This is a genomic window from Xanthomonas hortorum, from assembly GCF_024339125.1.
GTDB lineage: Bacteria > Pseudomonadota > Gammaproteobacteria > Xanthomonadales > Xanthomonadaceae > Xanthomonas > Xanthomonas hortorum.
Window position 1 is genome coordinate 685,745 of sequence record NZ_CP101417.1, and the last position, 17,748, is coordinate 703,492.

Here is a 17,748-nt window from a genome sequence, read left to right on the forward strand (position 1 = left end):
GCAATCCCCAATCACGACTCCCCAATCTCGGCACTCACATGAAAATCCTTGTCATCGGCTCCGGCGGCCGTGAACACGCCCTGGCCTGGAAGATCGCGCAGTCCGCGCGCGTGAGCGAGGTTCTCGTGGCGCCGGGCAATGCCGGCACCGCCACCGAGGCCAAGTGCCGCAATGTGGCGATCAAGGTCGATGATCTCGATGGCTTGCTCGCCTTGGCGCAGCGCGAGGCCGTCGCGCTCACCGTGGTCGGCCCGGAAGTGCCGCTGGTGCTGGGCGTGGTCGACCGCTTCCATGCCGCTGGCCTGCGCATCTTCGGGCCCACCGCCAAGGCCGCGCAGTTGGAAGGCAGCAAGGCCTTCGCCAAGGATTTTCTCGCGCGTCATGGCATCCCGACTGCGTATTACGCGGTGCACACGGAAGTGGAAGCAGCACTTGCCTATGTGCGTGAGAAAGGCGCACCGATCGTGGTCAAAGCCGATGGTCTGGCCGCCGGCAAGGGCGTGATCGTGGCGATGACGCTGAGCGAGGCCGAAGACGCGGTGCGCGACATGCTCTCGGGCAATGCGTTCGGCGATGCCGGCGCGCGCGTGGTGATCGAGGAATTTCTCGATGGCGAAGAAGCCAGCTTCATCTCGATGGTCGACGGCAAATACGCCTTGCCGATGGCCACCAGCCAGGACCACAAGCGCGTCGGCGATGGCGACACCGGCCCCAATACCGGCGGCATGGGCGCGTATTCGCCAGCACCGGTGGTCACGCCCGAGGTGCACGCGCGGGTGATGCGCGAGGTGGTCGAGCCGACCGTGCAAGGCATGATCGCCGACGGCGTACCGTTCACCGGGTTTCTGTACGCCGGGCTGATGATCGATGCACATGGCGCACCGAAGGTGATCGAGTTCAACGTGCGCTTCGGCGACCCGGAAACCCAGCCGGTGATGCTGCGCCTGCAATCGGACCTGGTCGATCTGCTCGAAGCCGCCATTGACGGCAAGCTCGACACCGCGCAAGCGCAGTGGGACCCGCGCCCCTCGCTGGGCGTGGTGATCGCGGCCAAGCCCTATCCCGAATCCCCGGTCACCGGCGAGGTCATCAGCGGCCTGGACCAGGTGCCGACCAGCGCCAAGGTCTTCCATGCCGGCACCGCGTTGAATGCCGACGGGCAGGTGATCAGCGCCGGTGGCCGCGTGCTGTGCGTGGCCGCCCTGGGCGACAGCGTGCAGGACGCACAGCGCACCGCGTATGCCGGCCTGCAGCCGATCCACTGGCCCAACGCCTTCCAGCGCAGCGATATCGGCTGGCGTGCGATCGCCCGCGAGCGCGACGCACAGGGCTGAGCACTCGCAACCACACCTTGCAAGGTCGTCACGCGCGATACATGCCCGTGCAGTTGGCCGGACGCGCAGCTCACGCGGCTGCGCGCAGGCACGTGCAGCTGGGCTGTGGCGCAGGCACCGTCATCGCGCAATCGGCTCCAATCCGCACAAACGCCGCCCTACTGACAAAGAATTAGCCGCCCTCCACACCGATGGCGTGTGCCTGCGGCAATAATGCCCGGGCACCTTGCCTTGCAGAGACTGTGGCCACTTCTTCCTTCGAAACCCGCCTGAGCCGCTTGTGGGCCCATGAAAAGGCCAGCTATGGCCTGCGCGTGTTCATCGCGCTGGCAGTGGCGATGGGCGTGTGCTGGCACTGGCAGCAGCTCACCGCGGTACCTGCGCTGTTCCTGGGCGCGATCGCCAGCGCCATTGCCGAAACCGACGACAACTGGCTGGGCCGCATCAAATCGGTGTTGCTGTCGCTGCTGTGTTTTGCCGCCGCTGCGGCGTCGGTAGTGCTGCTGTTTCCGTATCCGCTGGCATTCGTGATCGGCATGGCGGTGGCGACGTTTTCGCTGACCCTGCTCGGCGCACTGGGCGAGCGCTATGCCTCGATCGCGCAGGCCACCGTGGCCTTGTCGATCTACGCCATGATCGGCATGGACCAGCACGGCAGCCACGATCCGCTGATCGCCTGGCACGGTGCGGCGCTGCTGCTGATCGGCGCCACCTGGTACGGCGTGCTGTCGATCCTGTGGACCCTGCTGTTCGCCAACCGCCCGGTACGCGAGCGGCTGTCGCGGCTGTTCTTCGAACTGGGCCGCTATCTCAAGCTCAAGGCCGATCTGTTCGAACCGGTGCGGCAAAGCGACCTGCATGCGCGCCGGCTGGCGCTGGCCGAGCAGAACGCCAAGGTGGTCGGCGCGCTCAACGCCGCCAAGACCGCGATCATGAGCCGCTTCGGCCGCTCGGGGCGGCCAGGCGTGCAATCGGGCCTGTATTTCCGGCTGTATTACATGGCGCAGGAATTCCACGAGCGCGCCAGTTCCTCGCACTATCCCTACGAAGCGCTGACCGATGCGTTCTTCCATAGCGATGTGCTGTATCGCTGCCAGCGCCTGCTCGCGTTGCAAGGCAAGGCCTGCGCGGCGTTGGGCGAGGCGATCCGGCTGCGCCACCCGTTCGATTATGGCGACAACAGCCGTCTGGCCACCGAAGACCTGCGCCAATCGCTGGACTACCTGCACGCGCGTGCCGACCCCGCATTGGCGCGCCTGCTCGGTGCGCTGGAACTGCTGGTCACCAACCTGCAGAGCATCGAACGCAAGCTGTCGGAGGCGGCGCAATCCGATTCCACCAGCGACAACCTCGACACCCGCCTGCGCGATTCATCGCCGCACACCTTGCGCGAAATGGCCGCACGCCTGGGCCAGCAACTCACGCCCGGCTCGGTGCTGTTCCGCCATGGCCTGCGCATGGCCATCGCGCTGGTGGTCGGCTACGCCATCATGCAATCCATCCATGCCGACAACGGCTACTGGATCCTGCTCACCACCGCCTTCGTGTGCCGGCCCAACTACGGCGCCACCCGCCTGCGGCTGGTGCAACGCATCGCCGGTACCTTGATCGGCCTGGTCGCCACCTGGGCGCTGATGCAGCTGTTTCCCGGCACCGAGGTGCAGTTGCTGCTGGCACTGGCCGCCGCGCTGATCTTCTTCATCACCCGCACCGATCGCTACATGCTGGCCACCGCCGGCATCACGGTGATGGCGCTGTTCTGCTTCAACCTGCTCGGCGATGGTTTCGTGCTGATCTGGCCGCGCCTGATCGACACGCTGATCGGTTGCGCGATTGCCGCGGCCGCCTCGTTCCTGATCCTGCCCGACTGGCAGGGCCGCCGCCTCAATCAGGTGATGGCCACGGTGCTGGCCAGCTGCGCGCGCTATCTCGCCCAGGTGCTGGAGCAATACGCCAGCGGCATGCGCGACGACCTGCCCTACCGCATCGCACGCCGCGACATGCACAACGCCGATGCCGCATTATCGGTGGCCTTGTCCAACATGCTGCGCGAACCGGGCCGCTATCGGCGCAACCTGGATGCCGGCTTCCGCTTCCTGGCGCTGTCCAACACCTTGCTTGGCTATCTGTCTGCACTGGGCGCGCACCGCGCCGTACTCGATGGCGAACACGACCCCAGCATCGCGCAGGCCGGCGACTACCTGCAGCGCGCGCTGGGCGAGATCGCCACCGCCTTGCGCGAACGCCAGCCGTTGCCGGTGCACGACGAGACCGAAGAAGTGGCCACCGCCGAAGCGCTGGAACAACATGCCGTGCAACTACCGCCCAAGCAGCGCCTGGTGCGCGACCAGTTGGCACTGACCTTACGTTTGTTGCCCAAGCTGCGTGCTGCGGCGATGGCGGTTACCACTGCACCGGCAGACAGCACCACCCGGTTGGCGATCAACAAAGCCTAACGCGTCCTTGTCTGTGGGCAAGGATGCCGCGCAACCAATGCAGCATCCCTGTGGACAGCCGGATAACGGGCGATGCGATGCAAGCACAGGCCACCTCCATCCGATAGCCGCGTCGTCGCTCTGTCAGCCGCACTTACTTCCACTGCTTGCGCGCCACGCTCAGCCACACCCACCCCAACGCCGCCACGGCCAGCACTGCGCCACCGATCACCACGCCGTTCCAGCCGGCCTGCGCATACGCCGCCGTGCCCAATGTCGAACCCACCGCGCCGCCGATGAAGTAGCAGGTGATGTAGGCCGAGGTGATGCGATTGCGCGCATTGGGATTGCGCTGATAGATCACGCTCTGGTTGGCGATATGCACGCCTTGCACCGCGATATCCAGCAGCAGCACGCCGACGATCAGCAAGCCGATCGATTGCGGCGCAAACGCCAGCAACCCCCACGACAGCAGCAACATCACCAGACCGCCCCAACTGACCCGATCGCCATGCCCGTGATCGGACCAATGCCCGGAGCGATTGGCCGCCAGCGCACCAGCCGCACCGATCAAACCGAACAGCCCGATCACCGCCGTGCCATAGCCATAACGTGGCCCGGACAGCAAAAACGCCAGCGTGGTCCAGAACATGCTGAAGCCGGCAAAGATCAGCCCGCCCAGCACCGCGCGCGAACGCAGCACCGCATCGTCGCGCAGCAGCGTCAGTACCGATCCCACCAACTGCGGATACGACAGCTGCGCATTGCCCGGATGCCGCGGCAGCCGGCGCCACAGCAGCCAGGCGGTGACCAGCAACAGGCCGGAGGCGATCCAGTACACCGTATGCCAGCCGCCAACGCCGGCCAGCACCCCGGCGGCCGTGCGCGCCAGCAAGATGCCCAGCAACAACCCGCTCATCACCGTGCCGATCACCCGCCCGCGCTCCTTGGGCGCGGCCAGCGTGGCCGCAAACGGCACCAGAATCTGCGCCGCCACCGAGCTGGCACCGGTCACGATGGTGCCCGCCAGCAACATGCCGAAGCTGTGCGAGGCCGCGCTCACCAGCAGGCCGAGCGCGCTGAGCACGAACAGCCCGACGATCAGCCCGCGCCGCTCCAGCCGGTCGCCCAGCGGCACCAGCAACAGCAGCCCCGCCGCATAGGCCAGCTGCGCAGCGGTTACCACCGCCCCGGCACTACGCACCTGGATCCCGAATGCCTGTGCCAACGTCTCCAGCAAGGGCTGCGCGTAGTAGTTGCTCGCCACCGCCAGCCCGGTGGCGGCGGCCATCAGCAGCACCACCCGGCGCGGCAATGGCGGGTGGGCAATCGGTTCGACGGTCATGGCAGGTGCCTACTGAAGGAATGGGCGCAGTGTGGGCAGCGACGCTGCATCTTTCCAATGTATTGTTTTCACCGTGTCCATCGCGTTTTGAGATCGCATGCTGACCCTGCGCCAACTGGAATTTGCCGTGGCCGTGGCCGAGGAAGGCGGCTTTACCGCTGCCGCACGCCGTTGCAACACCGTGCAATCGGCGCTCAGCCACCAGGTCGCCAAGATCGAGGAAACCCTCGGCGCGCGCCTGTTCGAACGCGGCACCCGCCAGGTGCGGCCCACCGCAGCCGGCGAGGTATTCCTGCATAACGCCCGCGAAACCTTGCGCGCGGCCGAGCGCCTGCACGAGGAAATGGCCCAGGCCCTGGGCACGGTGCGCGGCCGGCTCACGCTGGGGCAGATCTCCTCGCTCACCACCGTGCAGCTGCCGACGTTGCTGCGCGCGTTTCGCAGCGCGCATGCGCGGGTGGATGTGCACCTGCGCACCGCCATGAGCGAGGCCCTGCTGCACGACCTGAGTGAAGGCCGGCTGGATGTGGCCCTGGTCGGCGTCGGCCCGCAGGTCGCAGTGCCGGACCAGCGCCTGCTGCTGCATGAGGAAGCCCTGTCCTTGATCGTGGCGCCCACCCATCGCTTCGCCACGCGCAAGCGGGTCGCGCTGGCCGAGCTGGACGACGAACCGATGGCCGGGCTGATCGCCGGAGCCGGCGTGCGCGGCATCGTCGATGCGGCCTTCGCGCAGGCCGGTTTGCGGCAGCGTCAACAATACGAGGTCACGCATGCCGATCTGGTGCGCGAACTGGTTGCCGCCGACCTGGGCGTGGGCATCGTGCCGCAGACCATGGCTGCGGCCATGCGCGGGGTGGTGACGGTCGCGCTGAAGGAGCGCTTTGGCTTTTTGACCTATGCGGTGTGGCGGCCCGATCCCACCCCGGCCGCACGGGCCTTCATGGCGTTGCTGCGCGCCCAGGCCGCGCGACGTGCGCCATCGGCACGCGCGCCGCGCTGAGCGCATCGGCCATGCACCAGCCCGCCGTGGAAGCCTGCTAGGCTGCGCGCGTTCGCAAAGGAAACTGCATGTCCGGTCACAGTCAGTTCGCCCTGCTCAGGCAGCGCCGCTTCTTGCCGTTCTTCGCCGTGCAGGCGTTGGGCGCGTTCAACGACAATGTCTATCGGCAAGCCATCATCGGCTTGTTGTTCTACCTGGGCATCGATGCGGCGCAGCGCACGCTCTACACCAATCTGGCGCCGGCATTGTTCATCCTGCCGTACTTCCTGTTCTCCGCGCTGGCCGGCCAGATCGCCGAGAAGCTGGAGAAGCAGAAACTCATCGTGATCACCACCACGATGGAGATCGCGATCATGTCGCTGGCAGCGGTGGGCTTTCTCACCGAGAACATGGTGATATTGCTGATCGCGTTGTTCTGCACCGGCCTGCAGTCCACGCTGTTCGGGCCGGTGAAATATTCGATCCTGCCCTCGGTGCTCAAGCCTGAGGAACTCACCGGTGGCAACGGCCTGGTCGAGATGGGCACCTCGATCTCGATCCTGTGCGGCATGATCTTCGGCGGGCTGATCTTCCAGATCGCCGGCAGCCACGGCCCGGAGGCCGCGGCCACTGCGGTCATTGCGATTGCCGTGACCGGCAACCTGGTCGCGCGGCTGGTGCCCAAGGTCGATGCCGGCGCGCCCGAGCTGACCATCAACTGGAACCCCATTCCCGAATCGCGCGCCATCATGCGCCTGACCCGGCGCACGCCGGCAGTGCGCAACGCGGTGCTCGGGGTGTCGTGGTTCTGGTTCGTCGGCACCGTGCTGACCGCCCAGTTGCCGACTTACGCGCAGGTCAATCTAGGCGGCCAGCAGGATCTATACGTGTTCGCGCTGGCGCTGTTTTCGATCGGCACCGGCGTGGGTTCGTTGCTGTGCGAACGGCTGTCCGGGCGCACCGTGGAAATCGGGTTGGTGCCGCTGGGTGCGTTCGGCATCAGCGCGTTTTTGCTGGATCTTTATTTCGCGCGTCCCGGCGTTGCGCCTACCACCGATCTCTCGATCGGCCAGTTCGTGCAGCAGCCCGGCAGCGTGCGCCTGATCGTTGACCTGGTCGGCATCGGCCTGTTCACCGGTTTGTTCGTGGTGCCGTTGTTCGCGTTGATCCAGAGCCGCACGCCCAAGGCCGAACTCTCGCGCGTGATCGCCGGGCTCAACATCCAGAACTCGTTGTTCATAGTCACCGCCGCCATCATCGGCATCGCGCTGCAGTTGCCGCAGCTGGTGCTGTTCGGCGTGCGCATTCCGCTGCCGGGCCTGAGCATTCCGCAGGTGTTTCTGGCGTTGGCGCTGGCCAACACGCTGGTGGCGCTGTGGATCTTCACCCTGGTGCCCGAGTTCCTGATGCGCTTTCTCAGCTGGGTGCTGGTGAGCGTGCTGTATCGGCTGCGCGCGCGCGACATCGACCGCCACGTGCCCGATGAAGGCGCCGCGCTGCTGGTCTGCAACCACGTCAGCTACATGGACGCGCTGATCCTGTCGGCGGTGATCCCGCGCCCGGTACGCTTTGTCATGTACTACAAGATCTTCCGTATCCCGGTGATGCGCTGGATCTTCCGCACCGCCAAGGCGATTCCGATCGCCGGCGCGCGCGAAGACCCCGCGCTGATGCAGCAGGCCTTCGACCGCATCGATGCCGCGCTGGCCGACGGCGAGCTGGTGTGCATCTTCCCTGAGGGCGCGTTGACCAAGGATGGCGAGATTGCGTCGTTCAAATCAGGCGTGGAAAAGATCCTCGAGCGCCGCCAGGTGACGGTGATTCCGATGGCGCTGCGCGGCATGTGGTCGAGCATGTGGAGCCGCCGCGACACCCGTCTGGGCCGCATGCGCGTACCACGCAGGATGCGCGCGCATATCGAAGTGGCCGCCGCGGCAGCGGTTCCCGGCAACGAGGCGACCGCCGCGCTGCTCGAACAGCAGGTGCGGGCGCTGCGTCAGGATCAGCCATAAGTGCGGCGAGCGCGGGCTTTGCGTCCGTCGCGCGCCGCGAGTAGCCTGTGCGCCATCACACGTTTTGCCGCCGCGCTCGCCTGGCGAACGCGACAGGTCGTCTTGGGGGAAGTCGTCGTGCTCAACATCATCGCGCCTGAGGCATCTGCCGCGATCGGCTGCTGCTGCTCATTGCAGCGGCCGGCGATCGCGCCGGTAGCCATGTGCGGCCGTTGTGTACCCGTGCCTACGACCGTCGCCAGTGCTGCGGCACCCACCCGATAACCCTCCCCACTCACTTATCAGTTCGCAGTCGTTTACCACCCAAGGAGCTTCACCATGAGTGCCATCCCACCGCCGATCCACCCCTCGTCCAGCGCCGCACCCGGCCCGGTCCCCAACCACCTGATCTGGGCGATCGTCTCCACCGTGCTCGGCTTCTGCCTGTGCTGCCCGGCCCTGATCAGCGGCATCGTGGCGATCGTGTTCTCCAGCAAGGTCAACGGCCTGCTCAACCAGGGCGACATCGACGGCGCACGTCGCGCCTCCAACACCGCCAAGACCTGGTGCATCGTGACCAGCGTGCTGGCCGTCATCGGCCTGCTGATCAACATCGGCATGGTCGCCACCGGCGGCATGCAGGGCTACATGGACTACATGCAGCAGTTGCAGCACATGCAGTAATGGAGCTGCGTCCACGCCATTGGCTTGGACTCGGGGCGGCCACCAGCGTGGCCGCCTTTGGCGTGAGCTTGCTGTATCGCTTCGATCCGAACGCGAGCAACAGCCCGTTCCCGCCCTGCGTGTTCCGTGCCGTGACCGGCTGCTATTGCCCCGGTTGCGGCATGACCCGCGCGCTGTACGCGCTGGTGCATTTCGATCTGCCCGGCGCCTTCGCCATGAACCCCGCCGCCGTGCTCGGCCTGTTCACCCTGCCCGGCCTGATCGCCTGGAAAGCCGGCTGGCGCGCGCGCTGGTTCGCACCCGTCGTGGCAGTGATGTCCGAGCCGAAGTTCTGGTTATGGGCGTTGCCGACGTATTGGGTTGCCAGGAATTTGCCGTGGTACCCGTTTACGCTTCTGGCGCCGGCTTAGACCGTTAAGGATCAACTCTGTGAACTTAGAGCAAGAATCCGAGCGCGCCACTGAGCTACTAGTCGGAAAGATTGTTAAGTCTGTTAGACGTCACCGACCTGGCGAAGTCGCCATCCAGTTCGAAGATGGAAGCCGGCTCTTCATGGACGTCAATGGCGATGCTCTTGAGCTTTCTATCACCGATTGCACGGGTGATTAACTGCCTCTAAGCGGTGTTACCGCACCCACCCAGCAATCACCAGCAACGCCAGCACCACCATCCATAGCAGCAGCACGCGCCAGACCAGGCTCATCGCATCGCGCACTTCCGGCAGGCGGCGCCACACCGGCACCAATCCGGAATCGGTGTAGTCATGCGCTTCTTCGCGTAGCTCGGCGCTGACGCTGGCACGCGCCACCGCACCGAGAAAATGCGGCTCCAACGACCACCGATTGCCGTGCGCTTGCCGCCAGGCGCGGAACACCGTGTCGAAATTGCCCACCAGCGCCATCGAGACGGTGATCAACTGCGCCACCGGCCACTCCAGCGCGGCCAGCAGCCAGCGCGCGCCGGCCAGATTGCGTGGCGGCAGCAGCACCGACAGCGGGCTTTCCACCGCCAATGCCGTGAGCCGATACAGCACAGCCCCGAACGGCCCCAGCAGCAAAAACCACCACAACACCGCGAACCAGCGCCGCAGGCCGTTGACCACCACCGCTTCCACCAACGACGGCGCATCTTCGTGCACGCTGCCGCCGGCTGCCTGCAACTGCGCAATCGCATCGCGCCGCGCGCCGGGCTCGTCGGCATCGATCACCGCTTCCACATCGCGATCCAGGTCGCGCGGCCCCCAGGTCCAGGCCAGCACCGCCACACCGAACAGCAAGGCCAAAAACCCGCGCCACACGTCGTCCAGTAGCCATTGCAGCAGCAGGACAACCAGCAAGGCCGGCAACAGCGCCAGCAGCACGCCATAGCGCCCCTGCCACGCACCGCGCCCGGCCGCATGACTGTCCAGCCGGCGCAACCAGTGGGCGAACCATTCAAAACGCCGCAGCCGCACCACGTGAGCAGGCACCAAGTGCCCCAGTGCGAGTGCGACGACGACAGCAACCAGGGTGGTGAACATGGGTGGGCCTCCTCAGCCGAGTCTAGCCGAGCCGACGACAGCGCACCTGATCTGCCCGCGTTGCAGTGATCGGCCAGGCTCAACCATGCGTGCGGTGCCAGTGCTCGATCAGCGCGCGCGCGATGGAAATACGTGGCGGCAAGCCGATGCTGCCCTCGCCCGCCAATGCAGCGGTGACCTCGGCATGCGTGACCCAACGCGCGTCTTCCAGCTCACCGGTCACCTGCGGCACCTCGGTGGCTGCAGCACGCGCGGTAAAGCCCAGCATCAACGCACCCGGGAAAGGCCACGGTTGCGCGCCCAGATAGCGGCAGTCCTGCACCACCACGCGGGTTTCTTCGAAGACTTCACGCGCCACCGTCTGCTCCAGCGACTCACCCGGTTCGACGAAGCCGGCAATCACCGAATACCGCCCCGGCGCCCAACTTGCCTGCCGCCCCAACAACACGCGCGCGCCATCGCTGACCGCCACGATGATGGCCGGATCCACGCGCGGGTAATGCTCGGTCTGACACTGCGTGCAATGCGCGATGAAGCCGGCACGCCGGAAGGCGATCGCCCCGCCACACACGCCGCAAAACTGCGTGCGCGACTGCCAATGCAACATCGCACGCGCATAGGCGAACGCTGTGGCGATGTCGGCCGGCCAATCGGCAGCGGCCTGCCGCAGATCGATGCTTTGCGGCGCCTGCACGCCGCTCTGATCGGCCGGCAAGCAAAACCAGCCGACGTCATCGCGCAGGCCCAGAAAAATCGCCGCCTCCGGCCCGTCGCCGAGCACGGCGCCATCGATCAGCAAGGGCTGGCCCTGCGCGTCGGCGAGCGCAGCGCCCTTGGCATCGAACAACAAGACGCGGCCCTGCGGCCACAGACGCGCCAAGGCATCGGGATCGTCACGCAACAGATCGCCACGATCGAGCGGCGCGTGGGTGAAGGCACATTCGGAGGTTGAAAAGAGAGGCTCGGACATCGGCGCAAGCCTGCCGATAATCGGCATCGCCTGCAACCGTCGCACACGCTCTGACGGCCTCGCTACCGGCGCGTGTTCAGACGTGGAGCCAGCAGCGCCAGCAGGTTGATTGCCGCATGGTGACAGCAAGGCGCGCGCTGCCCGGATCGCGAGGCAGCGCGCAGTTGTCACAGCACTCAGGCAACGATGTCCGACTCCGCCGTCATCCTCCGCCTCGCCGCTCGCATCTGCGCGACGGCGTCACTGGGCAGGCTTTCGACAGATCCCTGACCTGCAGATCATCCGCATCCGGCAGATCGAATCGAATCGAGCCGATGACCGTCGCGTCAGCGCTGCTTGTCCAGCAACTGATGCCGCACCGCGACGATGCACGGTTCATTGGTCGTCAGATGGACGAATGCCGAGTTGTCGTTGGGGTCGCCACTGCCGATGTCGACCAGCGCGACCTGGGTGCTGCCACGACGTTTGAAGCCGGCGATCGCGGTCACCGCGTTCTTGAGCGGGATGGTCGCGTCGTTGGACGAACCGCACAGCAGCGTTGGCGTCTGCGGTTTCCAGTCCAGCAGATCGTTGCGCGCCAGATCCTTGCGGAACGGGCTGTTGGGGTTGCTGGCAACATCACGGTAGAACCCGGGCTGGAAATACGCCTTGAGCTGATCGATCCCAGGCAGCGTATCGCCAAGGACCAGATCGGTCAGGCCCAGCTTGCCGGGGAACAGCGCCTCGACCCGGGCCGCCCACGGGTCCTGAAACACCTGCCCCGCGGCCAGATAGATATTGCGATAGGTGTGCTGCATCGCGACGATGGCGTAGCTGCCCAAAATGATGCCGAAGCTGCTTTCGCCTACCGCGTTGCTTCCGCTCCAGCTGTCCACAAAGGTCTGCTCCAGCGCATAGGGCCCGGAAATCGGCGCGCTGGCAACCAACTGAAATTCCTTGGACAGATGCGCCTCGATCTCTCGCTGGGTGGCCAGTGCGGCATGGCCGCCTTGCGAATACCCCGACAGCATGACCTTGCCGGACAGCGGCGTGTTCAACCGCTGCAGAACGCTGCGCGCCGCGCGTAGTGCATCGACCGTCGCACTCGCCTCGGACGCACTATGCAAATAAGGATGGAAGCCGTAGTTGGATTTCCCCAGCCCCAGATAATCACTGCTGACTACCACATAGCCTTGGCTGGCCAGACGCGTGACCAGCGGGTCGTCACCCTTGGCGTCACGGATGTCCTTGGCCTGCTCCTCATTGCGAATGGTCGCGGTCGACCGGCCCCAGCCCAGCAGCGGATAGGGCCCGCTGCAGCGCTCCCCACCCGGAATCAGCACCACGCCCGATGCGGTGGCCGGTTCGCCATTGACGCCGATCGTTGCATAGGTGAACTCGGCCACGCGCACATTGCATTTGGGCTGTTCGGCCGCTGGCTCTGAGGCAAGCGATACGGCAATCGCATCCCGGGTGTAGCTGGTCAGAAAATTGCTGTTGAGCAAGGTGCCACGTGCAGGCGATGCCTGGGCGCTGGGCGCAAACACCGCGCCGGCGATGCCAAGCATGGTCAACAGGCCGAACGCCGATCGGGATGTGAGTTGCAACATGATGAGGCGTTCTCTGGTGAAGGAACGGAACGGGCAACAGCGATCTACCGCACGCAGGATCGGCATCTAGCTGTCCGATCAACACGCGGGAGCTGGCAATGTGGTCGCGACGCCATGGCGTGGGATGGGTGCTGTGTGCGGCACGCTCGCTCGGCGCAATGGCGAGTACCGCCAGCGCGCGTCAGGTCGAGACACGATGCAGGGATAAGGCGGGCATGTCGTAGCACCGGCATTGAGCATGCGGGCAGTATGGCCGCCGCCACGCGCGCGCCACCTCGCGCGCACGAAGCTTGCGCGCGCCCGGCGAAACCCGCAGCACGGAAATGTTTGCAACGCGTTAGACATGCGCGCTGGTGGCGCATCGCGCACCACCGACACCTCGGCGATCATCCGCGCAGTGCGTGGATCCCATCACTCGGCGCTTAAAAAAATCGACCACCGCATCAACGACACGCGCAGGCTGAAGCAACCGCGCCTGGTTTAGACGCTGAAGCTGCTACCGCACCCGCAGGTGGTCTTGGCATTGGGATTGCGGATCACGAACTGCGCACCGGTCAGGCTTTCGGTGTAGTCCACTTCGGCACCCATCAGGTATTGCAGGCTCAGCGGGTCGACCAACAGCGTCACCCCATCGGTGGCCACGGACAGGTCGTCTTCGGCACGGTTCTCATCGAACTCGAAGCCGTACTGGAAGCCGGAACAGCCGCCACCCTGGATGTACACACGCAATGCCAGCTCGGCATTGCCTTCTTCCTGGATCAGCTCGCGCACCTTGGCGGCGGCGGCCACGGAAAAGTTCAGTGGCCGGTCGATGGACTGATAGTCCGGTGCCGGGGCGGCGGTTGGAAGCGAAACGAGCGTGCTCATGGCGTCAGCATGGGGGCCAGGCGGCCCCACTTCAAGCGGTGGCTGCCGAACCCGATGCCGCGCTTCAGCCGCGCACAAGGCATTCAGGCGTCGGCGGTTTCGGCTTGCAGGGCCTTGACCGGCTCGGCGCGGCTGGCGTCCGGCGCCGGCAACGCAGCGGTTGCGCCTGCACTGGCGGCGTGGATCAACCGTCCGGTGAGCTGCGCACCGGCGCTCATCTCCACCACCTGGTAATGCACATTGCCCTCCACGCGCGCGTTGGCGGCCAGTTCGACACGCTCGGCGGCATGCACATCGCCGGTCAGCTGGCCGTTGATGATCACCACCGGCGCGCGCACTTCACCCTCGATGCTGCCCTGCTCGGCCACCGTCAGGATGGCGCTGGCGCCGTCTTCGGCAATGACCTTGCCCAGGATGCGGCCTTCCACATACAGCCCGCCGCTGAACATCAGGTCGCCCCGAATGATCACTTGCGGCCCGATCAAGGTGTCGACCACGGTCTGCGCACCACGGTTGGACTTGTTTCCGAACATAGAGCTACTCCCCCGCGCCATTGCCGGCGACTTTCCAGTCGAATGTCTGATTGACCGGCGCCCCATCGCCGCTCAGGGAGATTTTGACACGTTGCGGAGTGAAATCCTTCGGCAGGATCACGCTGCCGTCCAATTGCTGGAAATAGCGGAACGAGTACGGCTGCCCGGCGGCGTCGGGTTTCTGGTGCAGCTCGTTCCAGCTCACCGTCACCAGCTTGCCGGCGCGCACGCCTTCCACCGCAAAGCGCAGCTGGCCCTGGCTGATCGCGCCGCGGTTGAGGTTCTGGGTCAGCACCACGCTGTAATTCCAGGTGCCGCCGGCCTCGGCGGTGAACTGCACCGAATGCGCGTTGAGCCCCTTGCGCTGCGCGGTGGAGCCCACCAGCCGCTCGTAGAACGCCACATCGGCGCGTAGTGCGGCGATCTGTTCGTCGCGCTCTGCCAGCGAGGCCTGCACCTCGGTATTGGCGGCGCGGCTGATCTTGTCGGACATCGCCAGATTGACCTGGCGCTGCTGTAGTTGCTCGATCAGCCGTCGTTGCTGGGCCTGACTACGCTGCGCCTGCTGCAACGCCGCCTCGGCCTCGACCAGACGCGGCGCGGCTGTGCGGCTGGCCATCCACCACACCCCGCCCAGCGATGCCAGCCACACCAGGACGATCACCAACCACAGCCAGCGGCCGCTGGAACGGCCACCACCCGAGTCACGTTGGACGATCTGAACGCGTGCGGCTGGTCGCATGGGCATCGGGTCCGGACAGGCCGGCGCAGTCATGGGCGGCGTAGTGTGCCAGAGCGCCACCGACCGTCGTGCTGGCGCTGGACCGGCGGTTAGCCCAAAGTTCTGCCAAAATTCTGCGATAGTTCTGCAATTGTTTGCAGAGACTGACGACGCCATGAGCGAAGCCCACCTGTTCGTGATCGGCATCCTGCTGGCCTGGCTGGCCGGCATCCGTGTCTATCTCACCGTGTTCGGCGTCGGCCTGGCCGGCCTGCTCGGCTGGATCGAACTGCCGCCCGCCCTGCACCCGGCACAGTCCTGGTGGGTGCTCGGCACCTCGGGCGCACTGGCCGTGGCCGAATTCTTCGCCGACAAGATCCCCGGCGTGGATTCGGGCTGGGACCTGCTGCAGACGCTGGCCCGCGTGCCGGCCGGTGCGTTTCTGGCTGCAGCCACGCTCTCGCCCGATGGCGATCTGGGCACGGGCGCACTGGCGGCCGGCGCAGGCGTGGCGCTGACCAGCCACACGCTCAAGGCCGGCACCCGCGCCTTGCTCAACACCTCGCCAGAGCCGGCCAGCAACTGGATCGCATCGCTCACCGAAGACGCCGTCGCCACCACCGCACTGGCGCTGGCACTGGCGCATCCGTGGCTGGCACTGAGTGTTGCAGTGGGCTCCAGCGTGCTCGCCGCGCTGGTGGTGTGGTGGGTATGGCGCCTGCTGTGGCGGGGCATGCGTCGACTGGTCGCACCCACGCGCCCGGCCACCACGCCGGCTGCACGCAGGTCCCCACTATCGTGAAGTTCATCGCATAATCATCGCGACTGCAGGGAGTATCGATGGCCGCCCGAGATCCGGTTCCTTCCACCCGTGACGACACCGCCACGCGCAATCGTCTGCTGCGCGCAGAAACGCCGCCGGCCGAATATTGGCGCCGTTGGGTCGACGAGACGGCTGCTTCCGACAGCGCTGCGCCGGTGAGTGCGGCAATCATTCCCGCACCTGCGGGCGTGGCGGCGCCGGTAGTTCAAGCGCAAACGGTGACCTCGATCAGCGCTGCGCGCGCCACGCCGGCAGCACCGCCATCCGCAACGCAGGCGGCAACCCGCGAAGGCGACGGCAGCGTGGCGGCAGATGCGCCATATCGCGTGCTGATCGTCGAAGACGACCGCTCGCAAGCCTTGTTCGCACAAAGCGTGTTGCACGGTGCCGGCATGCATGCGCAGGTGGAAATGACCGCCGCCAGCGTGCCGCAGGCGATCCAGGACTACCACCCGGATCTGATCCTGATGGATCTGCACATGCCCGAGCTGGACGGCATCCGCCTGACCACCTTGATCCGCCAACAACCCGGCCAGCAGTTGCTGCCGATCGTGTTCCTGACCGGCGACCCGGATCCGGAGCGCCAGTTCGAAGTGCTCGACAGCGGCGCCGACGATTTCCTGACCAAGCCGATCCGCCCGCGCCACTTGATCGCCGCAGTGTCCAACCGCATTCGCCGCGCGCGCCAACAGGCGCTGCAACAGACCGGCGAACAGGTCAGCGTGCGCAGCAATCCGGAAACCGGCTTGCCGACGCGCAACCATGTGATGGGACTGCTCGCCGAGGCGCTGGCGCGCAAGCAGTCCGGCGGCTTGTTCTTCATCGAAATCGCCAGCGCGCTCGGCCTGCGTGAGCGCTACGGTTATGCCGCCTACGAGCGCCTGATGACCCAGGCCGGCCATCGCCTGGCCAGCGCTGCGCACCCGTATCCACTGGCGCGTTTGAACGACAACAGCTTCCTGCTGCTGGGCGTGGACATGCCCGAAAACAGCCTGGAACAGCACGCGCTGGAGATCCGCCAGCGGCTGTCCGCCAATGCCTTCTCGGTGCGCGAAGAAGAATCCGTGCACGTGCGCTGCGCCATTGGCGTCGCACCGCTGGGACTTGGCTTCGACGACACCGGCAGCGCGCTGGAAGCGGTCGAACGCACTGCCTTGCAGGCACGCCTGCGCAGCGACGGCGTGCAGGTCTATCTGGCCCCCAGCCAGGCCGAGCAACAGGAGCAACTGCGCCTGGTCGAAGGCCAGCTCGAACTGGCCTACCAGCCGATCGTGGCGGTGGCCGGCGGCGACACCGCGCAGTACCAGGTGCTGCTGCGGCTGCGCCAGGCCGATGGCACGCTGCTGTCGGCCGGCCAGGTGATTCCCGCCGCCGAAGCCGCCGGGCGCATCGCCGATCTGGACCAGCAGGTCATGGACCACGCGCTCGGCCTGCTGCATCTGTACCAGCATGCCCATCCGCCGCTGCGCCTGTTCGTCTCGCAATCCCCGCGCACACTGGCGCGCGATGCCTTCGCCGACTGGTTGCTCACGGCGCTGGTCGAACGCGGCGTGGCCGGGCAATCGCTGATCGTGGATCTGCGCCTGGACGATGCCTTGATCCACGCGGTCACAGTGCAGCAGTTCTGCGCCAAGCTGATGCCGGCTGGCGTGCAGTTCTGCCTCAGCCAGTTCGAGCCCGGCGACGAAGCCAACGCGCTGTTGAGCCAATTGCCGCTGAGTTTCGTGCGCATGGCCAACCGCTTTGCCGACGCCCACGGCAATGCCACAGTGCGCGATCAACTGCGCAGCGTGATCGATATCGCCCATCAGCGCGGTTTGCTGATCATCGGCCAGCGCATCGAAGATCCGCAGGCGGCCGCAGCGATGTGGATGAGCGGCGTGGACTTCATCCAGGGCAACCTGGTGCAGACGGTCGGCAAGGAACTGGACTTCGACTTCACGAACGCGGTGCTGTGA

General features: G+C 66.1%; 15 protein-coding genes. 8 read left to right on the top strand and 7 right to left on the bottom strand.

Features of this window, described 5'->3' with window-relative positions; all coding sequences use genetic code 11:
- Positions 1–38 precede the first annotated feature (38 nt).
- The gene (purD, locus tag NMB96_RS02765) at positions 39–1,334 is read left to right on the top strand and encodes a phosphoribosylamine--glycine ligase (protein ID WP_023902413.1); all 1,296 of its coding nucleotides are present in this window, start codon (positions 39–41) and stop codon (positions 1,332–1,334) included.
- 242 nt (positions 1,335–1,576) lie between these two features.
- Entirely contained in the window at positions 1,577–3,790 is a 2,214-nt protein-coding gene (yccS, locus tag NMB96_RS02770) for a YccS family putative transporter (protein WP_183086632.1), read from the top strand.
- A 133-nt stretch (positions 3,791–3,923) separates the two neighbouring features.
- Here yccS and NMB96_RS02775 read toward each other — a convergent pair whose 3' ends face one another.
- Positions 3,924–5,114 carry an MFS transporter gene (locus NMB96_RS02775; protein ID WP_023902411.1) on the bottom strand — a complete coding sequence of 397 codons (1,191 nt, stop codon included), beginning with the start codon at positions 5,112–5,114 and terminating at the stop codon, positions 3,924–3,926.
- Positions 5,115–5,211: 97 nt separating this feature from the next.
- Between NMB96_RS02775 and NMB96_RS02780 the strand changes: the two genes are divergently transcribed.
- The 4 genes from NMB96_RS02780 (at position 5,212) to NMB96_RS02795 (ending at position 9,178) form a co-directional block, all read left to right on the top strand.
- The gene (locus tag NMB96_RS02780) at positions 5,212–6,114 is read left to right on the top strand and encodes a LysR family transcriptional regulator (RefSeq protein WP_023902410.1); all 903 of its coding nucleotides are present in this window, start codon (positions 5,212–5,214) and stop codon (positions 6,112–6,114) included.
- A gap of 68 nt (positions 6,115–6,182) precedes the next feature.
- The gene (locus tag NMB96_RS02785; RefSeq protein WP_023902409.1) at positions 6,183–8,105 is read left to right on the top strand and encodes an MFS transporter; all 1,923 of its coding nucleotides are present in this window, start codon (positions 6,183–6,185) and stop codon (positions 8,103–8,105) included.
- 318 nt (positions 8,106–8,423) lie between these two features.
- Entirely contained in the window at positions 8,424–8,768 is a 345-nt protein-coding gene (locus NMB96_RS02790) for a CD225/dispanin family protein (protein ID WP_006450995.1), read from the top strand.
- Complete coding sequence (locus NMB96_RS02795) at positions 8,768–9,178, top strand: DUF2752 domain-containing protein (RefSeq protein ID WP_102250944.1); 411 nt, start codon at positions 8,768–8,770, stop codon at positions 9,176–9,178. The genes NMB96_RS02790 and NMB96_RS02795 overlap by 1 nt, the downstream gene beginning before the upstream one ends.
- Before the next feature lie 215 nt (positions 9,179–9,393).
- Here the strand turns inward: NMB96_RS02795 and NMB96_RS02800 are convergent, their stop codons facing one another.
- From NMB96_RS02800 to NMB96_RS02825, 6 genes are all read right to left on the bottom strand, one after another.
- Positions 9,394–10,287, bottom strand: coding sequence for a membrane protein (locus NMB96_RS02800; RefSeq protein ID WP_006450997.1), 894 nt, complete (start codon positions 10,285–10,287; stop codon positions 9,394–9,396).
- A 79-nt stretch (positions 10,288–10,366) separates the two neighbouring features.
- On the bottom strand, positions 10,367–11,257 hold the full coding sequence (nudC, locus tag NMB96_RS02805) for an NAD(+) diphosphatase (RefSeq protein ID WP_043888889.1): 891 nt from the start codon (positions 11,255–11,257) through the stop codon (positions 10,367–10,369).
- A gap of 326 nt (positions 11,258–11,583) precedes the next feature.
- Positions 11,584–12,846 carry a lipase family protein gene (locus NMB96_RS02810; protein ID WP_255086172.1) on the bottom strand — a complete coding sequence of 421 codons (1,263 nt, stop codon included), beginning with the start codon at positions 12,844–12,846 and terminating at the stop codon, positions 11,584–11,586.
- Between the two features lie 480 nt (positions 12,847–13,326).
- A complete protein-coding gene (gene erpA, locus NMB96_RS02815; RefSeq protein WP_006451000.1) occupies positions 13,327–13,713 on the bottom strand; it encodes an iron-sulfur cluster insertion protein ErpA in 387 nt (128 codons plus the stop codon).
- Positions 13,714–13,796: 83 nt separating this feature from the next.
- Entirely contained in the window at positions 13,797–14,246 is a 450-nt protein-coding gene (locus tag NMB96_RS02820; RefSeq protein WP_154844370.1) for a bactofilin family protein, read from the bottom strand.
- Between the two features lie 4 nt (positions 14,247–14,250).
- Complete coding sequence (locus NMB96_RS02825; protein ID WP_168958086.1) at positions 14,251–14,988, bottom strand: DUF6776 family protein; 738 nt, start codon at positions 14,986–14,988, stop codon at positions 14,251–14,253.
- A 154-nt stretch (positions 14,989–15,142) separates the two neighbouring features.
- On the opposite strand from NMB96_RS02825, the gene NMB96_RS02830 reads away from it, so the two are divergent.
- Positions 15,143–15,769 carry a DUF4126 domain-containing protein gene (locus tag NMB96_RS02830; RefSeq protein ID WP_095575128.1) on the top strand — a complete coding sequence of 209 codons (627 nt, stop codon included), beginning with the start codon at positions 15,143–15,145 and terminating at the stop codon, positions 15,767–15,769.
- A 38-nt stretch (positions 15,770–15,807) separates the two neighbouring features.
- Positions 15,808–17,748, top strand: coding sequence for an EAL domain-containing protein (locus NMB96_RS02835; protein ID WP_255086174.1), 1,941 nt, complete (start codon positions 15,808–15,810; stop codon positions 17,746–17,748).

Excerpts from the sequence above, each read along its gene's own strand:
- purD (WP_023902413.1), top strand. The coding sequence starts at position 39 with ATGAAAATCCTTGTCATCGGCTCCGGCGGCCGTGAACACGCCCTGGCC.
- NMB96_RS02775 (WP_023902411.1), bottom strand. The coding sequence starts at position 5,114 with ATGACCGTCGAACCGATTGCCCACCCGCCATTGCCGCGCCGGGTGGTG.
- NMB96_RS02780 (WP_023902410.1), top strand. The coding sequence starts at position 5,212 with ATGCTGACCCTGCGCCAACTGGAATTTGCCGTGGCCGTGGCCGAGGAA.
- NMB96_RS02785 (WP_023902409.1), top strand. The coding sequence starts at position 6,183 with ATGTCCGGTCACAGTCAGTTCGCCCTGCTCAGGCAGCGCCGCTTCTTG.
- NMB96_RS02790 (WP_006450995.1), top strand. The coding sequence starts at position 8,424 with ATGAGTGCCATCCCACCGCCGATCCACCCCTCGTCCAGCGCCGCACCC.
- NMB96_RS02795 (WP_102250944.1), top strand. The coding sequence starts at position 8,768 with ATGGAGCTGCGTCCACGCCATTGGCTTGGACTCGGGGCGGCCACCAGC.
- NMB96_RS02800 (WP_006450997.1), bottom strand. The coding sequence starts at position 10,287 with ATGTTCACCACCCTGGTTGCTGTCGTCGTCGCACTCGCACTGGGGCAC.
- nudC (WP_043888889.1), bottom strand. The coding sequence starts at position 11,257 with ATGTCCGAGCCTCTCTTTTCAACCTCCGAATGTGCCTTCACCCACGCG.
- NMB96_RS02810 (WP_255086172.1), bottom strand. The coding sequence starts at position 12,846 with ATGTTGCAACTCACATCCCGATCGGCGTTCGGCCTGTTGACCATGCTT.
- erpA (WP_006451000.1), bottom strand. The coding sequence starts at position 13,713 with ATGAGCACGCTCGTTTCGCTTCCAACCGCCGCCCCGGCACCGGACTAT.
- NMB96_RS02820 (WP_154844370.1), bottom strand. The coding sequence starts at position 14,246 with ATGTTCGGAAACAAGTCCAACCGTGGTGCGCAGACCGTGGTCGACACC.
- NMB96_RS02825 (WP_168958086.1), bottom strand. The coding sequence starts at position 14,988 with ATGCGACCAGCCGCACGCGTTCAGATCGTCCAACGTGACTCGGGTGGT.
- NMB96_RS02830 (WP_095575128.1), top strand. The coding sequence starts at position 15,143 with ATGAGCGAAGCCCACCTGTTCGTGATCGGCATCCTGCTGGCCTGGCTG.
- NMB96_RS02835 (WP_255086174.1), top strand. The coding sequence starts at position 15,808 with ATGGCCGCCCGAGATCCGGTTCCTTCCACCCGTGACGACACCGCCACG.